The following is a 17,280-nucleotide window of genomic DNA, read 5'->3' on the forward strand; positions in this document are numbered from 1 at the left end:
ATTTTCAATGGTGGAGGGACAAGTAGGGATTGTTAGGAGGGACGTCATGTAGCAGCCGAGACGGCTCTTCGAGCAAATAGCCATGCAAGCGCCGCGTTTTCCTCGGGCCGGTGACTTCGCAGGTCCAAATGTTCAGCCCATTGGAGTGCTTTCGGTGCAAACCCAGCTTCTCGAAGCGCTTCTGAACCCACTGCCAATCCTGCTGGCTCTCCTGCCTGGCCAGCGTACCTACCTGCGGGTGCTCCTGCGCATACCGCTGGAACACGCCTGGGCTGACCAGGTAAGCGGTGTCGCTGACGGTATGTACAAGGGCCTTTGCGTCGTTGATGATCAGACGCCGCGAGGTTATGCCATTTTGCAGCCACGCCATGAAGTGCTCGCCAGACGGCTGCGCAGCCGTCGGCGCAGGCGCTGGTGACGGAGGCAAAGGCTTGGCCAGGGGCGGCGCAGGTGTTTCAGGATCTGTGGCAGGCACCTCGCCCGAGACGGCTTCTGCATCCAGTCGACCGACAGGCAAATCATCATCCATTCCCACCATCGCCAGCATGTCTTCCATGACATCGGGCGCGGCTCGGGCGTCGGGTGGGTGAGCCGGGGTAGCGCCGCCGGCGTCCTCCCAGGGAGGGGGCTGCTGATCTTCGGAGGGGGGCATCGCCGCGATCGCTGGCGTTGGCACCGAGGCATCGGCATCTTTGTCTGCCGGCGTCGTGTCGATCGCCACCGTTCCGGCGAACGACGTTGGCCGCTCGCCAGGCTCCCAAATGAGCGCCGGCGCAAGTCGCAACAGGGTGAACGAGTGGGACCAGCCGGTGGCACTGGTTACGGTGGCGCGCCAGATCGCCTTGCCATCGGGCGTCGGCTGCAACATGCCGTGGTCTTGGAGCGCGTTGAACACTGCGGTGTTGTTCGCAGGGATGCCATCGACGCCCTGGGACAGCAGGTGCGCGCGGAGCTTGTCGGAAACGGTCTTGCTCACCAGCCATAGCGCATCGTCCGTGAGCCAGCCATCGGAGGCTTCGGGCTGGTTCAGTTTCAGCTCTTCTTTGAGCAGGTAGCGCAGCCCGTTGACCAGCTTGCGTTGGAGCGAGTGCTTGGGTGCAGCCATGGCGCGCGCGGGATCGCCGCCCAATTCCTGAGCGACGGAGGCGCGGTCAGCTTGCACGACCAGTTCGCCCAGCACCCCGGCGTGCTTGTACTGTCCGGCCAAGACGTAGAGCAGCGGCGCCCACAGGGACGGATAGCCGCTGAGCCAGTCCAGCAGATCGCGGTCGAGCAGTTGCCGGTAGAGCAAGCCTGTCGCGGCGCTATGGAGCCGGTACTCGCGATCCTCGCGGTAGCGGAAGCGGTACGGCTGACACAGGGGGCCGTGCCACGGGTGCCAGGCGCTGCCGTCGGCCAGTTCGACATGCAGATCGACCGCCACCTTGCCGATGTCATGGAGCAAGGCGGCATAGGCGACGGCCGCAGTCCAGGCTTCGGCCTGCGCCGCCTGGTCTTCGGGGCTGGCCCCGATGGGCAGCAGATGGGACTGCCGCAGCTTCAGGCTGTAGGCGACGATTTCCAGGCCATGGTCGAGCATGCCGCCGAGGTATGCGTGGTGGTGCGCTTCGGAGGCCGGGAAAGCCTGGACCAGCTCGGCGTAGCGCTCCAGTGGCGTGCGGTACAGGGTGGCGAACTGCTGGCGCGAAAGCGAGGTGCGCTGCCAGATGTGCTCCATCAGCTTCTGCCGGCGCGGGGTGGCCAGCAGCGATGCGGCCGACTCCGGCCGCATCAGCCCTTTCGGGAGATCGACGGCGGGGGCTGGCGACGGCGCGGCAGCGACCGGGGGCCGTTTTCGCTGGAACAGGGAGAGCATGTCGATGTCCTGATGGTGGGCCGGGCGGGAGGCCTTTTGGCCTTTTCGAGGTAGGGCCTTTCCCCTTGCACCCCATTCCCTTGCCGTTTCGACCCTTTGGCCTTTAACCGTTTCGGTATAGCGGGGCCTGGGCTGCGGCTCCAGCGTCAATGTGGAACCCGCACGAATGGATTGGACGGCGACCTGGTGCTGGCCCCCGGCCTATGCTGCCGGGACGCTACACCACACAGGTAGGCTCCCACTCAGGCGACTAAGTTGACAAAAGCGACAAAGGCGACTATAGTGAACCCTGTCTCAAACCTACCTGGGAGCTGACCATGCCCACTGCGATCGAATTCATTGCCGACCGGCTGCCGCGCGTCACGGTGGAGGATGTGCGCCGCTTCGCCGATACCGTCGAAATCCGGGATGCCCCGGCTTTCGCGGCCGAGTTGCAGGCGTTCATCCACGAGCGCGTGGAGGCGGTGACGCTGCCCGCCAACCTGGAAGGTGAAACGGTAGCGCAGGCCTTGCAGCGCAAGGCGGCCACGTTGCGCGCCGACACGCGTTGGGCACCGACTGAAACCGACGTCCAGCGAGGCCGCGCCGTGCTGCTGGAAGCCTTCAACCAGCCGCACAACCTGCCGCCCGCCGAGTTCGCCAAGCTGGCGGACAAGTCGCGCCAGCAAATCTACAAGGACATCCTCGCCCGTCGTCTGCTGGCGCTGAACGTGGGGCCGCGCGGCCAGAAGCTGCCCGACTGGCAGCTCGACCCGGTGAAGCAGCAGTTGACCCAAACCGTGCTTCAGGAGGTCGAGGGCATCGACCACTGGACGATCTACCGCGCGCTGTCCGAACCGCTCGAAGGCCTGGGCGGTCGCTCGCCGGTGGATGCGGTGACGCATGGCACGATCGATGACGTGGCCGAGGCCGTGTTCAACGTGCTGGGCGTCCAGGTGCATTGAATCGAGACCGCCATGAGCCACGAGCTGCCTTCGTTCCTGATCGATGCCGGTGAACTGCTCCAGCATGTGAGCCGCGTCGTCTATCGGGGCAGCCCGCTGTACTATGGCCGCAGCAGCACGAATCGATACGATGACCCGGCGGGAACCTACGGCGTGCTCTACCTGGGGCGCGACCTGCCCACGGCGCTGATGGAGTCGGTCTTTCACAAGCACCAGTGGCTTGAAGACACGAAGCGCTCCATTGCCCTGAAGGAAGTCCAGGCCCGGATGGTGCGCGCAGTAGGCGTGCTGGACGACGTGCTGCTGGCCGACCTCACGGCGCCGGGCGTCATGGCGGGCCACTTCGGCCTGAACCTGGAGCAGTTGGCCAGCCGCGACTACACGCACACGCAGCAGGTGTCCGCACAGGTGCATGCGATGCTCGGAGACGACAGTGAGCCGCTGTTCGACGGGGTGCTCTACCCGTCGCGCAACAACTATCCCGCCAAGAGCATCGCCCTGTTCGAGCGTGCGGGAGCCAAGATCAGCGTTGTCGAGGACATCGACCTGGTTGACCATGTGGACTGGCCGCGGTTCGTTGCCACTTACCGCATCGGCGTGGAACCCGATCCGGGCCCGGTAGAGCCGGAGGACGAAGCGTCCTGAAGCGGCAAGAAAGCGCATTGAAGCCTCAAACCGAATGAATTGGAGCAAACTGGAATAGGCATTCCTCAGCAGCAGGAGACGACCATGAGCACGACGACCCGCACCAGCACCGCAGAACGCCTCGGCCGCGCCTTCGGCCGCGGATGGCGTGCCTATGCGCGCGGCGAACGGCGGGCGTCGAACTGGTTGGTGTCCAAGGGCATGCCGCGAGCTGGCGCTACCGCGCTCGTGTGGGTAGTCAAGCTGGCTGTACTGGGGGTGCTGCTCTACGTTGCGTTTTGGTTCGCACTCGTGCTGCTGGGCGTTGCGGCGGCGGGATGGGCCGCTGCTGCCAATACTTCGGATGAAGACGAGTGGCCTTTCACCGACCTCACCGAGCTGCGCAAGACGCCGGGCTACGATCCCAACCTGTACAACGACACGTCGCACGAGTTGTACACCGACGACTGACCGGCCTCGTGCTATTTCAGCTTTCCTCCGGTGAGCGCCCCGGCACCCTTGCCGCCAGCTTGGCCGGCGCTCTTACTGCCATCGGAAAGCCCCTGGATGACGTGCCCGGCCCGAATCCCAACCCAGGTAAGGCTCGCCAGCCAGAATCCCGGCAGAACCAGGAACATCGTGCCGGTGACGAACATCAGCAGCATGTCGCCGAAGGCGTTGTTCAGCCCCACCAGCGGGTCGAAGTTGCTGTGCGGCCGGTTCCAGCCGAAGCCCCAGCCATAAAGCGCGTCCAGAATCGTCGAGTCGATCCAGCGTGCGAGCTGGAACCAGAAGTCCGTGAAGAACAGCGCGAACTGCACGACGCTGACGGTGACGACCGTCTTCAGGTCGTAGGTGCCCACAACCAGCACGAGCGGGATGCAGATGACCAGCGCCATCTTCAGTAAGGCGAGGATCATGGGCAGGGATTGGCGCACGACATCCATGGCAGGAAACGCGGCAATCGCGCCGACTGCCATCCCGACGTCGCCCGTGGCGCGCGTCACGATGTTCGGCAGGGTCTTGTCGATCTGGCCGCCGTAGTCCGTATAGACGCTGCCCTGGTTCAGCTTCTGCTGCCGGGGTGACGCGATGGCGCGGATCACCGAATCGTCCACCTCGGCCCGGCTGAGGAACCCGGCCCAGCCCGCTAGGCGATTCAGCAGGCTCGGGTCCACCTGACCCAGCAGGCGTGCCCGCAGGCCGTTGCTGCCGTCTGACCACCACTGCCTGCAAGTCGGGTAGCCGCCACCATTGGCAACCTGCGCGAGGCCAGCATCGCGGGTGTCGTCGTAGGGCCATGCCTCGCGCGCCGTGCTGGAGCGGTAGCTGTCGTAGTAGCCACCCGTGTCCGTGAAAAAGCGCGAACCGATCCAGGTTACATCGTGCATCTGCTGCTCATCGAGATCCGGGCGCTGCATGAACAATTTGGCCCGCGCAGGCCCATAGCAATCCCGCGAGAAGTCCGCGACCTCCTGGGCCAGTACCGGGTCGTCAATGCGCGTCGCGTCGATCTCCATCCTCATCTGCCGCAGATCCGTACCGCACGGGATCGCCGCTACCGAGGCGCTCGTGACGGCGCGCGAGAGCGCGTGCATGAAGGCCCACCAGACCGGCACCTTCGCCGACTGGTTGTTGACGGTGCTGAAGGACTGCGACCACCCGGTTTCCGTGGGCTGCGGCACGCTGACTTGGCATTGTGCCGAGCGCGAACTGTCGTACTGGATGGTGCTGAGGTCCACGTCGATGAACGGAATGCCGGCGAACATCACCACCACGATGGCGACGAAGACCCGGTTCTCGATGCGCGCAGCCGAGAGCACCCCCTTGTTGCCTTCGTCGGCGCCTTCCGCACGGGCCTTCAGCCACTCCTGCACGACGATGGCGACGAAAGGCAGCGCGAACACCCCGCTGGACACCAGCACGGCCCAGATGCCGTTGTTGACGATCCAGGACACGAGGGTGAGGTAGTACTCCAGGTAGTCCGTCGTAAAAAGCGTCATGGCCCCGATCTCCCCTCAAGCGGCCTGCATCAACAGGCTGGCTTCCAGCGCGACGATGGCGACAACGCCGGCGACCTCGGTGCGGATCAGCCGGCGCCGCGCCTGCCCATCTGTCCCGCTTTGGTCTTCGCGGGCCAGCACCCGGCGGCGCATCCAGAACCATCCATAGGCCGTTGCCGCGTACACGCACAGCCGCCAGATGAAGAAATACCCTGCGGAGGCCGCCAGCCACCGTTCCCAGCCTGCAACGCTGCCGACCAGGTAGATGCCCGCGACGTTCGCCCCCACGGCGGCGGCAACGATCAGCACCAGCCACAGCAGCGTCTTCGCCGCGCGCCGGCTGAACAACCAGCGCAGCGGCCGCCAGGCCATGCGCGCCGGGCTCATGGCCGACTCCCCGGATTGCCCTTCTGGAGCTGGTCGAGACGGTCCGGCACAGGATCGCCCTCGTAGATGCCGCGCGAGCCGGCCGCGCGCGCGCCGTGGCGCTGGATGATCGCCATGGGCGAGTTGTTCGCCAGCTCGCGCCGCAGCTCCAGTTCGGTCTTGAGGTTGCGAATCTCACGGTCGAGCGTGTCGCTCTCGTGGTTCACCGCCTCAACGGCAAGCTCGTTGGCCGCGACGTTGGGCTCCTTCTTGCCCGTGAGCAGCGTGCGCTGCAGCAGCAGCGCTTTCTCCAGCACGGACGCCAGCGCGACCTCGGACGCCAGGCGCTGCGACAGCAGGTGCTGGTCGGGCTCGTCGCGCAGCGCCTCGATCACGCCGCGCGTGATGGGCAGCGACGCACTGCCGGCCTCGCGCAGGTTCTCGGGCGTCGTGTTCTTGGCCTTGGTCACCAGGTCCTGGAGCGCCTGCAGCTTGGCGTCGTACTCTTCCTGGATCAGCGGCGTGAGCCCGACGCCTGGCGTCGTCTCGGTCTTGGTGCAGGCATCGCACGTGCGCTGCTCCTTCTCGCCGAGCACGCGCGTAGCCCACTCGACGGCGGCCTGCGGCGAGGCCCAGGTCTGGCACGAGAGGCTGCCGCAACTGGCCGGCGCGATGGACGAGGTGTCGGTCACGCCGCGGCCGTTGACCAGGTTGTAGCCGGCGCGGGTGACATCGCCGACGACCTTGATCGCGGGCTGGCCGGAGCCGCCCGCGTTGCTGCCCCCGACCCACGGCACGCCGTCATTGCCGCGTCGCGTCTCGGCTTGCTCGATGGCCGAGACCGCATCCGTGCTCGACACGGCATCGCGCAGCGCCAGCCCTTCGGCCATCTGGCTCCAGCCGAGCTGGCCGCCCGCCGTTTCGGCCATCTTCTCGGCCATGGCACGGCACGTCAGCTTGCTGCGGTCGAAATCCAGCCGCGCCTGCAGCACGCCATTGGTGAGCAGGTTGTACAGACCGGGATCGGCCCGCTGGATGATCAGCGCGGGCAACGATGCCACCGCACTGGTGGCACTCTGGATCACCGACGACATGATTTGCTGGAAGCCGTTGGTGATGCCGTTAAGTTGGTTCTTCAACGTGGTCTGGATGCTCATGTCGCCGCAGATCAAGTTGCTGTTCCAACCCACGCCGACACCGAGAGAGCGCATGCCGGCCGCACGGCCCATCGACACGGCGTTGCCGCCACCGATCGAGTACATGACGTCATCGCCGATGACACTGCCGCTGGTCTGGTAGCCCAGTTGACCCCAGGCCACGCCGCTGCCCAGCGCGAGTGCGCCGGCCAGCGCCAGGACGATCTCCGTGCGACGTGCCCGGCGGGAGAACGGATTGAGTGCAGGACGGAACTTCATGGCACCACCTCAGAGGAAATCGACGCTGCCCAGGAACACCTGGCCCCGGCGTTCGCAGCAGGCATACGGCCGCCACAGCGCCCATGCGTAGTCGCCTTGCTGCGCCTGGGTCAGAAAGCCGCTGCGCGGGAAGACCGTGCAGGACGAGGACAGGACGGGTGTGAGTTCTTGCCACTTGCCGGTGGAGGCATCGCCCTCCATCAGCGCGCCGGCCGGCCAGTAGCCGTCGCGGGAGTTGGCAAGCAACGGCTGATAGACGTGGATCTGCCCCCGGCGAGTGACCACATCGCCCGCACGCTGGGCCACCACTGCGCCGGCCTTAAAGTCGTCGGTCTGGTGCAGGAAGCCGCCGCGGGGGTACACGTTGCCCCAAAGGTTCATCGTGGTGCGTGCGCCAACCTCGCGCCGGCCCGGAATCAGCGCTTCCGGGTAGGCCATCTCGGGCACGTTGTAGCGCCAGGCCAGCGTATCCAAGGTGCTGAGCAGATATGGCATGAATGCCGTGCCCGCGCCTTCGCAGATGTAGCCGGACGATGAGGCGAACTCGCTGAAGACCAGAGTACCGGGGTGGCCGATCACGTCGGCGTTCTTGAACTTGGCGAGATTGTTCTCGTGGTCCTCGTTGGTGGTCCCATCGCCGCCGGCTTCAGCGGATGCGTTGGGCGGGCTCATCGACTGCACCTCGACCCAGGGGGTCTCGCCGGTGTTGCTGTAGCTGGAAACCACCGCGTCGGGAACGTAGTGGCGCACTTTGGTGGATGTGCGCACGGTGCAGCCCGTCCATGTGCAATAGAGCCAGTAGCAGATGCCGACGACGCGGTATTCGAGGCAATCGGGCGATGCCACCGAGCCGACGATGGTTGCTGTATTGAGGGCGTAGCTGCCCGTGGTGCTGAGCAGCAGCAACGAAGCCACGCCAGCGCGCAGGCGGCGCATCAGGTCGAATGGTCGGGTCACGGCTGGTTCCTCCGGTGCTGCTCGATGCGCGCTACAGCGCGAGCCACGTCCGGCTCGCCATAGACCACATAGCGCCTGTCCACCACCACGGCCGGGAGGCTGGTGACGCCGAGGCTCCATGCGTCGGTGACGCCTTGGTATGCGGAAGCGATGCGTCGCTGTAGATCGGCACCACCGCCATTCAGCCGGCGCTTGACGATGGCCGTCGCCTGTTCGGGGTCGGTGGGCAGTTCCGCAGAAAGCTCCGCTTCAATGCGGTGGGATTCGTCCAGCTCGATCAGCCGCTCGCCACCCATGGTCTTGACCGGGTGGCGGCTGTCGGTGACGACCACCACGTCGGCGGCGAAGGTGGCCGGGCTGAAAGCGGCCAGGGCAGCCGGCAGTGCAACAGCCAGGCCGAGGGTTCGCCAGCCTGGCGCGAACCGGGGAAGAGATGCTGGCATGTCGCGTGTCCTGAAGTTGATCAGGGCTATAGTCAAACGCGAACCCGAGGCAGCCCCAACAAACAATGCGCATCACGGACTGCCCGCATACCTGCTTGTTTCGCGCCGACGAAAAAGCGGAGGCCGAAGCCTCCGCAGTGATTGATGGAGTGGTAGCGGTACGGCCTCTAGGGCCATGGACTACCGGGGTACATGCACGTCGTCGGCGGGCTTCTCGGTAGTGGACGCGGCGCTGGTGTCGTCAGCCGCCAGCATGTCCATGGCCGACAGCAAGGCATCGCCCTCGATCGGCCCCTGCAGCAGGATGGCCTGGCCCGTCTGGCGATCGAGCAGGCGCAGAGACGGCGTGGCGGTTACGCCGCTATTTGTGGCTTCCGCGGCCTGGGCGCGGATGGCCGCGTCGGGGCGCTCGCTCGCCATGCACTGTTCGATGGCTGAGTTTGTTTCGGGGTAACGCAAGCCATCGGGCAAGCCCTGGCCGTCGCTGCGCGTGTGGGCATAGACCCATTCGACCGCCTGCCAGAACGCTGCATGCCCGCCCGCTTCGGCGGCGCACTCGGCCAGACGTGCCTCGGCCGACGCGGCAGGTTCATGCGCGGCCAGCGGCTGGTGATGCCATATCAGTGCGACGTCGGTGTTGTTGCCGACCCACCGCTTGAGCTGCGGGAAGTACTCCCGGCAGAACGGGCATTCCAGGTCGGCATAGAGCGTCAGCGTGAAGCGGCCTTCCGGGTTGCCCATCTGCCAGGGTGGCCCAGCGACCTGCGCCGTGCTGGCCGGCGCGGGCGACGGCGCTGAGGATTCTCCGGGCGTCCGGGACACCAGCCAGATCAGCAGCAGCGCGACCAGCGCAGCAGCCAATACCCAGGGCCAGCGAGGCCGCCAGCGGCGACGGCGGAACGCCTGGACCTGCATCGGAATGGAAGGACGTTTCTGTTCCATGGCGTTCTCCGGTTTACGACAGTTCCAGGGCCGGCGACTCGATGCCGCGGGCCTGGTCGATCTTCTCGGCCACCTTGAAAGCCGCTTCCAGTTCGGTGCAGCCGTACTGTTGCATGAGCTGGTAGCGTTCGGCCTTCTCCTCGGGTTCTGTCTGCGCGAGGGCGAGGTACAGGCTCGGCGGCACGGCGCGGAACAGCACTTCCATGCTCTTGGAGAGGATGACGCCTTCGGTGAATTTCCCCGCCTCTTTGCGCGCCGAAAGCATCAGCGCCTTCTGCGCGGGCGAGAGTTCGCGGAACCGCGCGATCTTCTCGACTTCATCGGGTGGCATGCTGAGACAGATCCACCACTCGATCATGTTGAGCATGGGCTCCGCGGCGCGCGGCAAGTCGTCGATGTTCTGCGTCGCGAGCCAGAACCAGGCCCCCAATTTCCTCCACATCTTTGTAATTTTCACGACGTAGGGCGCGAGCAGCGGGTTCTTCGTGATGATGTGGCCTTCGTCGGTGACGTTGATGATCGGGCGGCCCAGGTACTGGTCGCGCTCGGCGATGTTGTTCACCGTGCTGATCAGGCTGATGTAGGCGATGGAGAGCTGGGCGTTGTAGCCCTCCCGTGCATAGGTCGCCAGATCGACCAGGGTGATGTCGGCTTCGGGCCACGGCGTGCCGTCGCGGTCGAACATCTCGCCGTCCGTGCCTTGGCAGAACATATCCATCGCGTCCGCCATCTCCAGCAGCCGCACGCGCCGCATTTCGGGCAGCGTCGGGTCCTGGCCGCGGGTGCGCAGCGCGTTGCGCACGTCGCGCGTGAGCACCGTGCGCTTCTCGGCCACGCAGTGCTCGGCGGCGTCGAGGATGCACTGGCGGATCAGCGAGCGGTCGGCCCGCGTCATCCGGGCTTCTTCCTTGTCCTCGCCGCCCGTGATCATCAGCCGCGCCGTGATCTCCAGTTCGCCGAGCACGTCGCGCTGCTCGTCCGCCTCCATGGCCGAGGCGTCCGGGGGCAGGTCCTCGTCCAGCGCATCAGCATCGAGGGTCTGCACGTCGCTCGGCGTTTCGATCAGCCGGCGCGCATCCGCGAACGGCGCGAGGCTGATGCCGGAGCCTGGGGCCAGCTTGACCCGGTTCACCGTTAGCCCGAGCCTGCGTGCGAAATCGCTGAACAGCCCGAAGCTGTTGCCGGCCTCCACGATGAACAGCCGCGGGCGGTATATCGCCGTGACCTGGTTCAAGAGGTTGTTGAGCGTCGCTGACTTGCCCGAGCCGGTGGGACCGAACAGGAAGAGATGGGCGTTCATCTGCCGGTCCAACCTGTTCAAGGGGTCAAACGTAATCGGGCCGCCACCACGGTTGAACATCGTGATGCCGGGGTGCCCCGTGCCTTGGGCGCGGCCCCACACCGGCGACACGTTCGCGATGTGCTGCGCGAACATCAGTTGGGTGTACCACCTGCGCCGATCCTGGCCGGGGTTGTAGCAGCACGGCAGCCAGCGCAAGTAGCTGTTGAGCGGTGCCACCTCGTCGTCCTCGCGCACCGGCTGCAAGCCGGCATTGAGCATCACGTTCGCCAGGTCCAGGCCGCGCCGGTCCAGTTCCGCTTCGTCGCGTCCGCGCAGGTAGAACGCCAACGTCCCCCGGTAGAGCTTGTGCGCGCTGCCGATGAGGGAGCGGGCTTCCTGCACGTCCTTCAACGTCTGCTCCGACGCCAGTGTCTCGCCCACCGCCTTCTTCGCCAGGTGGTTGAGATCCGCTTCCAGGACATCCTGCGGCGTGGCGACCATCGTGAGACAAAGCAAGGTGTCTTCCGGCATCTGGTCGAACAGCGTGTTGATGGCATCCCCTTTGCGGGTCTCGCCGGTCAGGTGTCCGGTGCCGGGCGGCATGCGCAGGCGGTCGGTGATCAGCACGCGGTGCGGCATGCCATCGAAGTACCAGGTGCCATGCTCCACGTCGGAGCGTGGCTGGCCGAAGAACAGCCGCTGGCTGAAATCCCGCCCGCTCGCCAGCTCGATTTCGCCGTCCTCGGCCTCGTCGGGGTAGCGCGCCATCGCGTAGAAGCGCTCCCGGTCCTCTGCACTCGGCCCAAGCATCGCGGGGCGCGGATTGAACCACCGCAGCAGCCAGTCGTGGACGTCGGCTGCGACCATGCGCCGTGCCTGGATGCCGGCGTTCGCCAAGCCGCCGCACAGGCGGTCGCAGACGATGTTCAGCATCTGCTCGGGCGTCTGGCCGCGGCGGCTTGCCTGCCCGGTGGCACGGCGATAGATCACCATGCGCACCCGCCGCGTCTGGCCGCGCCAGCGCAGCCGCGTGACCACCGTGTCCTCGAACAGGCCGCCCGGCTTGGCGACCGCGCGCAGGTGGTGGCCGAAGAAGCGCAGGTAGAACTCGGTGAATGCGGTATCGCGGGCGCGCGGCTGCACGTAGTCGCGCAGGGTCTGCATGTACTGGTCGAAGCTGGGCTCGTCCTGGGCGTAGAGCTGGAGCACCCAGGGGTTTTCGTCCAGCTCATCGAACGAGTCCTGGAGCGCGTTCTCCAAGGCATCGCGGGCATGCGCGAGCCAACCGGGTTCCCGGCCCTCGGTGCCCAGCGGCACCAGCTCGTAGAAGGCAGCGACCGACTGCCCATCCTCCAGCAGCATGGACTTCGACTGCGGCAGGAACTCCACCCAAGGCAGCAGTTCCGCGAACGACGGCGCGACGTCGTACAGCGCCTGCTCGTCGGCTACCGTCGCCGGCCTGCGGCCCTGTACCGCTGCACCAGGTTCGGGGATGCCGGCCTGGCGCAAGGCATCGACGTGGCGCTGCCAACCGTCCGGCTGCTCGTCGTCGCTGGTGCTGGATGCGGTCAGCTTCGGCCAGGGAAGTTTCCAGCGCATCAGTAGTCCTCCACGCGCTCGCCCGGCATGGCGTACTGCACGCGCTGGTACAGGGGGAAGACCGTCGTGTAGCCCGGCACAGGTACAGGGTCCGAGCCCGCCAGGTGCGGATACACATACATGACGAGATCGGGATTCGGCAGCCGGTGGAACTGGCGATAGACCTCGTTGCGCGCGGTGCGCGTGTAGCGCATCTGCTCGGCGGGCGCGGCCTGCACGTCGGCCTCGGTCAGCGGCCGGCGCAGGCTCTGGCGGGCATCGAGCAACTGCCGGCGTGCCGCCTGGCCGGCGCTCCCGCCGCCGTCGCCGGCGTTCTGCTGCCAGATGTCCATCATCGTGCTGTCGCCGTGGGGCAGCAGCTTTTCCTTGCTGGTGGCGCAGCCGCCGAGCACCGCGACGGCGAGGGCCAGCGCCAGGCCCCTATTCAAGTTCGAGAGCATGGCTTTCTCCTGCGCGGTGATCGACCTTGCGGCCTTCGGGATCGAAGTCGATGGCGAGCGGCTTTTCGAGGTGGACGGCGACCTTCGCGCCGGGCTGGACATAGACGGCCGCGAACGCCTGCCCGTACAGCTTGTTCACCCAGTCCGCCATGTCGCGCACGCCACCGGCCAGGATGCGGCCCACGGCCTCGTTGCCCGAGATGCCGACGCTGCCGATGGAACCGTCGGCGCCCACGTAGGACATCTGGCCGCTGTCGCTGTCGATCAGCGAGGCCACCCCGGCACCGGCCGCGGTGATCAGGGCCTGCGAGCCGAGGTACTGCTGGGCGTTGCTGCGCCGCTCGCCGCTGACGCAAGGGATGCCATACGGGTCGCTGATCCAGCCCAGGCCGTCGCGCTGCTGGTTGTTCTGCTGGTTGCCGTCGCGGTCTTCGGGAATGGTGCGGATCGTGCCGTCGTGGAACACGAAGGTGATGCTGCGCACCTGACCGCGCACGCACGAAAGCGTCCAGTCGCCCGACGCGGTTCCGCTGAACACAGCGCCGGCCACGTCGGGAATGTCGATGCCATTGGCGGTCAGGTTGTCCGGCCCGACCAGTACCTTGAAGGGGTACGGATCGTTCACCGTCCCGTCGATCGGCACACGACCGATCAGCGCCGTCATCGCGACCGACCCCATCAGCGTCGAGTTGGTTGGCACGGTATAGACCGGCTTGGCGCTCTTGACGCCTGCCGCACGTGCGCCGGCGTTCGCCACGGTTTCCGCTGTCGTTTCCAGCGTGCTTTGCGCCGGGCCGAAGCTCGTCGGGAAGCTCATGCCGCTGCCCGCGCCACGACTGCCGTTGCGTCCCTCGGTCTTCTTCGCGTCGTCCGGCTCGACCCAGCGCATGCCGCCTTCCATGCCGGCCTCGTCGCCATCGCGCAGCCCCAGGCCCACGGGCAGATCGGCATGGCCGCCGCCGCGCCCGCCGATGCTGTCCAGACGCCGCTGCAGGTCGGCGAGCAGCCCTTCGGTCTGCTGGCGCGCACTGGCCGCCTGTTCCTGGTCGCGGCGCAGGTTCGAGCGCTCGGATTCGAGGGCCGAATTGATGCGCTGATCGATGGAGTTCTCGCGCTGGCGCAGCCGCTGGTTTTCCTCGCGCTGCGACTTGTTGTCGGTCAGCGCGGTCTGAAGCTCGGTGCGCAACTGCTTCACTTGGGCGACGAGCGTTGCCACGGTATCGCGCGGGGTATCGCCTTCGATGCCCAACGCCTTCATTTCCTCGGGCGTGAGCTTGGAACCGGCATCCGCGGCGGGCGGTGCCGACGTGCTTCCGCCGGAGAACAGCCGGATGGCAACGAACAGCACCAGCAAGGCGACCGGGATCATCAGCCACTTGAGCAAGCCGTTACTGCGCATGGCGGGCCTCCTTGCCTTCGTCGGCTTCCGCTTCCGGCTGTGGCAGGTGCGCAGCCGGGTCGAAGCGGTGGATCGCCGGCAGCAGCGATTGCGCGAGGCTGTGCCCGCGCGTCACCAGGTACAGGACGGTCGTGTCCTCGGGCGTCCCGCGCGGGCCGAGCGCTTCGTGCTGGAAGGTGGCGGTGAGGAAATCGCCTTGCAGCACGCGCGGGTCGAGCGTGACCCAGCCGCGGCTGCTGTTGGTCAGACGCACGGCGGTGACCCACTGGTCTTCCAGACGCCACGACGCGAGAGCGACCGCGCGCACGGGCAGCGTCGGCATCAGCGTGCTGAGGTCGAGGCCACGGCGCAGGTTCACCCGCATGACGCCCGGCAGCGGCTCCACGGTGCGCAGCGGCGCGTAGAGGTTCTGCGCAGCAAAGCGCGTCAGGACGACCGGAACCGGCGTCTCGCGCCGCGCTGCCCGCGTACCTGCCTGATCCTGGGCGCGTGCCGGGGCCTCATCGGCACCGCCTGGCTGATCACCATAGCGCGCCGGGGTGCTGCTGCCCTCGACGATGCGCACCGGCTCCAGCTCGGCTTCGCCGTCCTTGGGCGGCTCGGCCGCGATGTCGAGCAGGATCAGCGCGCCCGTGTCGGCGTCCTGCAGTTGCAGCCGGGTGGGCTCGATCGGCTCGCTTGCGCGCAGGTACACCGCGCCACCCGCGCTCTGCACGCGCAGGCGTTCGCCCACGCCTGCGGGCACGCCCACGCGGACGTTCCGGTCGATGAACACGATGCGCTCCTGGCCCACCTTCAGCGGCACCGCGAGCGGCATGCGTTCCCAGCGCAGAATCTCCACAGCATGGGAGACGGGTGCCGCGGCCACGGCCAGCAGCCCCAGCAGCACGAGTACAGGATGCTTCATGGGGTGTTTCCTCCTTGGGGCGCTTGCGGAGACAGGCCGCCCGGCGCCGGGCGCGTCGGCTCCGGGGCGCTGATGCGCTGGGGCGCACCGTCGTAGCAATCCAGCGCCAGGCCGAACGGGTTGCGGGCGGGATCGACGTCCACCCGCGTGACTTTCACCGGGTAGCGCACGAGCGCGCGCTTGACCTGCTCGGCGCCGTAGTACTCGTCGGCGGTGATGTCGAGCGTCACCACCCAGTCGCGGTCGGAGACCACGCGCACGCGCGCCGTGGGGTCGTCACCGTACCCGCGGCCGGGGATTTCGTAGATGCCGCGCACGCGCTGGCGCAGCTCGCCCGTGCTGCGGCGGTAGTCGTAGTCCGCGCGCAGGAAGGCCTGGCAGGACGGGGTGAGGTACGGCGAGAGCGTGTGGAGGTTGCGCGCGTAGTCCTCTTCGCCGTTCGTCGGCCAGCGGTTCAGGGTCTGGAACACGTAGAACGTGAACGCATAGACCGATTCGGGCGGCACTTCCCACCACTTTCGGGTACTGCCGGAGCGCAGGTCGGGCGGGACGTGGATGGTCAGGTCGCGCGGCGCGCTCCACCAGCCGCCGCCCATAACCAGGGCGACGATCACCAGCGCGCCAGCCCCCAGGCGAAGCGTCTTGATGTGCGCCTGCAGGTGGGTGATCTCGTTCTTGAAGCGGCTCATCGTGCCCCCTTGCAACAGACCTTCGGGTGGACCAGAAGCCGGAGCGCGAGATCAGCACGTGCCCGCCTACCCAGCCCGCCATCAGCGGATGGCGCGTGGCGATGCGCCATTGCAGTTGCCGGTACAGCCAGGTATCGGGACGCCCGCGCTTGAGCCGGCGCAGGATGCCGCCGCCGATGAAGACGCCCAGGGCCACGCCCAGGACGACGAACGTCGGCGCGATGGCGATCGTGCGGAACACCCAGGACAGCGGCGAGCCGACCAGCAGGCCGGCGGCGCCGGACAGGCCGCAGCAGATCCACAGTTCGTCGGCGGTGAGGCCGCGCACGACAACGGGATGGCGGTTGAGCCGGTGCGGAAGGAACGTGACCGTCCCGTCCGCACGGACGTGCTGCTGCTCGGACATACCGGCCTCGCCTTACAGGATGCCGGTGGCTTCGGTGAGCAGCCAGATGCCGATCACCAGCAGCACGGCACCGATCGCGACGGTGAGGCCGAACTGGCCCCAGGTCTTGCGGCCGGTGTGGATTTCGGCGTAGGTGCCGTAGGCGTGGTAGCAGACGCCGATAAACATCGACGCCACGACCAGGAGGGCCACGAGCATGATGATGTCGTAGCCGTAGTTCCTGATCGTTTCCATGATGCCGTTGCCGGTGCCGCGGGTCGGGTTCTCCAACTGCGGCAAGCCTTGCGCGAACGACAGCGCGGGCAGCGCAGCGGCGCCCAGCGCCACGGCGGCGCGCTGGGCAAGACGGGAATGGAGGATGCGGTTTTGCATGGTCGTGCCTTTCAGGTCAGGAGAGGAGGAAGAAGCTCAGGACGAGGTACATCGCGACGAAGCGGATGCAGACGCCGAGGAACTGGCGCTGGTTGAGGCGGCTCTCGGACCACCCCACGTAGGCCGTTCGGATGGCCCAGACGCCCCACACGAGCAGGACCGCGAACACGACGCCGACCAGGACGGTCGCCATCGCCGAAGGCGCGATGCCGCTGTTGGCTTGAAATGCCGAGACCTGGGCGCCGTTCATTGCTTGGCTTCCGTAGCCGTCGGTGATGGCGAGGCGGGCCGCTCGGTGCGGTAGTCGCCGGCCAGTTCGGAGGGGTCGCGCGGCCGGGCACGCGACGGTGTGAGATGGGCCTGGATGCCGGCGCGCACGCGCGCCAGGTCAGCCAGCAGCCGCGGGTAATCGAAGTGGTAGCGCTCGCCCGGCTGGATGGGGGCACGCGCGGCGCTGTCGGCGACGGTGCGCTCCAGGGCGTCGAGCTGGCGCAGCGCCGCGACCAGCTCCTGGCGCTGTGCGGGGGACTCGGCCAACGCCATCGGGGACTGACCCAGCAGCAGGGCCGTCACGAGAAAAATGGGCACGCCGCGATGCGCGGCGCGCTGCCAGATCGGAGCCAACATCGCGCCATTC

The 17,280-nt window shown here is 67.0% G+C and carries 18 protein-coding genes and 1 pseudogene; 3 read left to right on the forward strand and 16 right to left on the reverse strand.

What is annotated here, in order from left to right; translation table 11 throughout:
- Positions 1-4 precede the first annotated feature (4 nt).
- Complete coding sequence (mobH, locus tag BN940_RS05980) at positions 5-1,855, reverse strand: MobH family relaxase (protein WP_033448757.1); 1,851 nt, start codon at positions 1,853-1,855, stop codon at positions 5-7.
- Between the two features lie 317 nt (positions 1,856-2,172).
- Here mobH and BN940_RS05985 point away from each other — a divergent pair, with 317 nt between their 5' ends.
- The 3 genes from BN940_RS05985 (at position 2,173) to BN940_RS05995 (ending at position 3,894) form a co-directional block, all read left to right on the forward strand.
- The gene (locus BN940_RS05985; protein ID WP_033448759.1) at positions 2,173-2,799 is read left to right on the forward strand and encodes a hypothetical protein; all 627 of its coding nucleotides are present in this window, start codon (positions 2,173-2,175) and stop codon (positions 2,797-2,799) included.
- Between the two features lie 12 nt (positions 2,800-2,811).
- The gene (locus BN940_RS05990) at positions 2,812-3,444 is read left to right on the forward strand and encodes an RES family NAD+ phosphorylase (protein ID WP_033448761.1); all 633 of its coding nucleotides are present in this window, start codon (positions 2,812-2,814) and stop codon (positions 3,442-3,444) included.
- 84 nt (positions 3,445-3,528) lie between these two features.
- The gene (locus BN940_RS05995) at positions 3,529-3,894 is read left to right on the forward strand and encodes a DUF3742 family protein (RefSeq protein ID WP_033448763.1); all 366 of its coding nucleotides are present in this window, start codon (positions 3,529-3,531) and stop codon (positions 3,892-3,894) included.
- An 11-nt stretch (positions 3,895-3,905) separates the two neighbouring features.
- On the opposite strand, the gene BN940_RS06000 is transcribed toward BN940_RS05995, so the two are convergent.
- From BN940_RS06000 to BN940_RS06065, 15 genes and pseudogenes are all read right to left on the reverse strand, one after another.
- Positions 3,906-5,426, reverse strand: a complete 1,521-nt coding sequence (locus tag BN940_RS06000) for a conjugal transfer protein TraG N-terminal domain-containing protein (protein WP_033448765.1) — start codon at positions 5,424-5,426, stop codon at positions 3,906-3,908.
- A gap of 15 nt (positions 5,427-5,441) precedes the next feature.
- Positions 5,442-5,813: a hypothetical protein gene (locus tag BN940_RS06005; RefSeq protein WP_033448768.1), complete on the reverse strand. Its 372-nt coding sequence runs from the start codon at positions 5,811-5,813 to the stop codon at positions 5,442-5,444.
- Positions 5,810-7,207, reverse strand: a complete 1,398-nt coding sequence (locus tag BN940_RS06010) for an integrating conjugative element protein (RefSeq protein WP_033448770.1) — start codon at positions 7,205-7,207, stop codon at positions 5,810-5,812. The genes BN940_RS06005 and BN940_RS06010 overlap by 4 nt, the downstream gene beginning before the upstream one ends.
- Before the next feature lie 9 nt (positions 7,208-7,216).
- A complete protein-coding gene (locus tag BN940_RS06015) occupies positions 7,217-8,164 on the reverse strand; it encodes a TIGR03756 family integrating conjugative element protein (protein ID WP_043681206.1) in 948 nt (315 codons plus the stop codon).
- The gene (locus tag BN940_RS06020) at positions 8,161-8,607 is read right to left on the reverse strand and encodes a TIGR03757 family integrating conjugative element protein (RefSeq protein WP_033449051.1); all 447 of its coding nucleotides are present in this window, start codon (positions 8,605-8,607) and stop codon (positions 8,161-8,163) included. The genes BN940_RS06015 and BN940_RS06020 overlap by 4 nt, the downstream gene beginning before the upstream one ends.
- Positions 8,608-8,787: 180 nt before the next feature.
- A complete protein-coding gene (locus BN940_RS06025; protein ID WP_033448774.1) occupies positions 8,788-9,549 on the reverse strand; it encodes a DsbA family protein in 762 nt (253 codons plus the stop codon).
- 13 nt (positions 9,550-9,562) lie between these two features.
- Positions 9,563-12,430: a conjugative transfer ATPase gene (locus tag BN940_RS06030; RefSeq protein WP_033448777.1), complete on the reverse strand. Its 2,868-nt coding sequence runs from the start codon at positions 12,428-12,430 to the stop codon at positions 9,563-9,565.
- Entirely contained in the window at positions 12,430-12,870 is a 441-nt protein-coding gene (locus tag BN940_RS06035; RefSeq protein WP_033448780.1) for a TIGR03751 family conjugal transfer lipoprotein, read from the reverse strand. The genes BN940_RS06030 and BN940_RS06035 overlap by 1 nt, the downstream gene beginning before the upstream one ends.
- The gene (locus tag BN940_RS06040) at positions 12,851-14,269 is read right to left on the reverse strand and encodes a TIGR03752 family integrating conjugative element protein (protein WP_033448782.1); all 1,419 of its coding nucleotides are present in this window, start codon (positions 14,267-14,269) and stop codon (positions 12,851-12,853) included. The genes BN940_RS06035 and BN940_RS06040 overlap by 20 nt, the downstream gene beginning before the upstream one ends.
- Complete coding sequence (locus BN940_RS06045) at positions 14,259-15,176, reverse strand: TIGR03749 family integrating conjugative element protein (RefSeq protein ID WP_033448784.1); 918 nt, start codon at positions 15,174-15,176, stop codon at positions 14,259-14,261. The genes BN940_RS06040 and BN940_RS06045 overlap by 11 nt, the downstream gene beginning before the upstream one ends.
- Positions 15,173-15,865 carry a PFL_4703 family integrating conjugative element protein gene (locus tag BN940_RS06050; RefSeq protein WP_033448786.1) on the reverse strand — a complete coding sequence of 231 codons (693 nt, stop codon included), beginning with the start codon at positions 15,863-15,865 and terminating at the stop codon, positions 15,173-15,175. The genes BN940_RS06045 and BN940_RS06050 overlap by 4 nt, the downstream gene beginning before the upstream one ends.
- Before the next feature lie 4 nt (positions 15,866-15,869).
- A pseudogene (locus BN940_RS18380) lies at positions 15,870-16,271 on the reverse strand (TIGR03750 family conjugal transfer protein); the annotation flags it as partial.
- Positions 16,272-16,283: 12 nt separating this feature from the next.
- Positions 16,284-16,643: a TIGR03745 family integrating conjugative element membrane protein gene (locus BN940_RS06055; protein ID WP_023095489.1), complete on the reverse strand. Its 360-nt coding sequence runs from the start codon at positions 16,641-16,643 to the stop codon at positions 16,284-16,286.
- A gap of 16 nt (positions 16,644-16,659) precedes the next feature.
- Positions 16,660-16,893, reverse strand: a complete 234-nt coding sequence (locus BN940_RS06060; RefSeq protein WP_003050225.1) for a TIGR03758 family integrating conjugative element protein — start codon at positions 16,891-16,893, stop codon at positions 16,660-16,662.
- Complete coding sequence (locus BN940_RS06065; protein WP_033448795.1) at positions 16,890-17,270, reverse strand: integrative conjugative element protein, RAQPRD family; 381 nt, start codon at positions 17,268-17,270, stop codon at positions 16,890-16,892. The genes BN940_RS06060 and BN940_RS06065 overlap by 4 nt, the downstream gene beginning before the upstream one ends.
- Positions 17,271-17,280 lie beyond the last annotated feature (10 nt).

Origin of the sequence: Castellaniella defragrans 65Phen (genome assembly GCF_000612685.1) — a bacterium.
Lineage (GTDB): Bacteria > Pseudomonadota > Gammaproteobacteria > Burkholderiales > Burkholderiaceae_B > Castellaniella > Castellaniella defragrans.

What these genes read in the sequence shown, in the direction of transcription:
- mobH (WP_033448757.1), bottom strand. Translation starts at nt 1,855, where the DNA reads ATGCTCTCCCTGTTCCAGCGAAAACGGCCCCCGGTCGCTGCCGCGCCG.
- BN940_RS05985 (WP_033448759.1), top strand. Translation starts at nt 2,173, where the DNA reads ATGCCCACTGCGATCGAATTCATTGCCGACCGGCTGCCGCGCGTCACG.
- BN940_RS05990 (WP_033448761.1), top strand. Translation starts at nt 2,812, where the DNA reads ATGAGCCACGAGCTGCCTTCGTTCCTGATCGATGCCGGTGAACTGCTC.
- BN940_RS05995 (WP_033448763.1), top strand. Translation starts at nt 3,529, where the DNA reads ATGAGCACGACGACCCGCACCAGCACCGCAGAACGCCTCGGCCGCGCC.
- BN940_RS06000 (WP_033448765.1), bottom strand. Translation starts at nt 5,426, where the DNA reads ATGACGCTTTTTACGACGGACTACCTGGAGTACTACCTCACCCTCGTG.
- BN940_RS06005 (WP_033448768.1), bottom strand. Translation starts at nt 5,813, where the DNA reads ATGAGCCCGGCGCGCATGGCCTGGCGGCCGCTGCGCTGGTTGTTCAGC.
- BN940_RS06010 (WP_033448770.1), bottom strand. Translation starts at nt 7,207, where the DNA reads ATGAAGTTCCGTCCTGCACTCAATCCGTTCTCCCGCCGGGCACGTCGC.
- BN940_RS06020 (WP_033449051.1), bottom strand. Translation starts at nt 8,607, where the DNA reads ATGCCAGCATCTCTTCCCCGGTTCGCGCCAGGCTGGCGAACCCTCGGC.
- BN940_RS06025 (WP_033448774.1), bottom strand. Translation starts at nt 9,549, where the DNA reads ATGGAACAGAAACGTCCTTCCATTCCGATGCAGGTCCAGGCGTTCCGC.
- BN940_RS06030 (WP_033448777.1), bottom strand. Translation starts at nt 12,430, where the DNA reads ATGCGCTGGAAACTTCCCTGGCCGAAGCTGACCGCATCCAGCACCAGC.
- BN940_RS06035 (WP_033448780.1), bottom strand. Translation starts at nt 12,870, where the DNA reads ATGCTCTCGAACTTGAATAGGGGCCTGGCGCTGGCCCTCGCCGTCGCG.
- BN940_RS06040 (WP_033448782.1), bottom strand. Translation starts at nt 14,269, where the DNA reads ATGCGCAGTAACGGCTTGCTCAAGTGGCTGATGATCCCGGTCGCCTTG.
- BN940_RS06045 (WP_033448784.1), bottom strand. Translation starts at nt 15,176, where the DNA reads ATGAAGCATCCTGTACTCGTGCTGCTGGGGCTGCTGGCCGTGGCCGCG.
- BN940_RS06050 (WP_033448786.1), bottom strand. Translation starts at nt 15,865, where the DNA reads ATGAGCCGCTTCAAGAACGAGATCACCCACCTGCAGGCGCACATCAAG.
- BN940_RS06055 (WP_023095489.1), bottom strand. Translation starts at nt 16,643, where the DNA reads ATGCAAAACCGCATCCTCCATTCCCGTCTTGCCCAGCGCGCCGCCGTG.
- BN940_RS06060 (WP_003050225.1), bottom strand. Translation starts at nt 16,893, where the DNA reads ATGAACGGCGCCCAGGTCTCGGCATTTCAAGCCAACAGCGGCATCGCG.
- BN940_RS06065 (WP_033448795.1), bottom strand. Translation starts at nt 17,270, where the DNA reads ATGTTGGCTCCGATCTGGCAGCGCGCCGCGCATCGCGGCGTGCCCATT.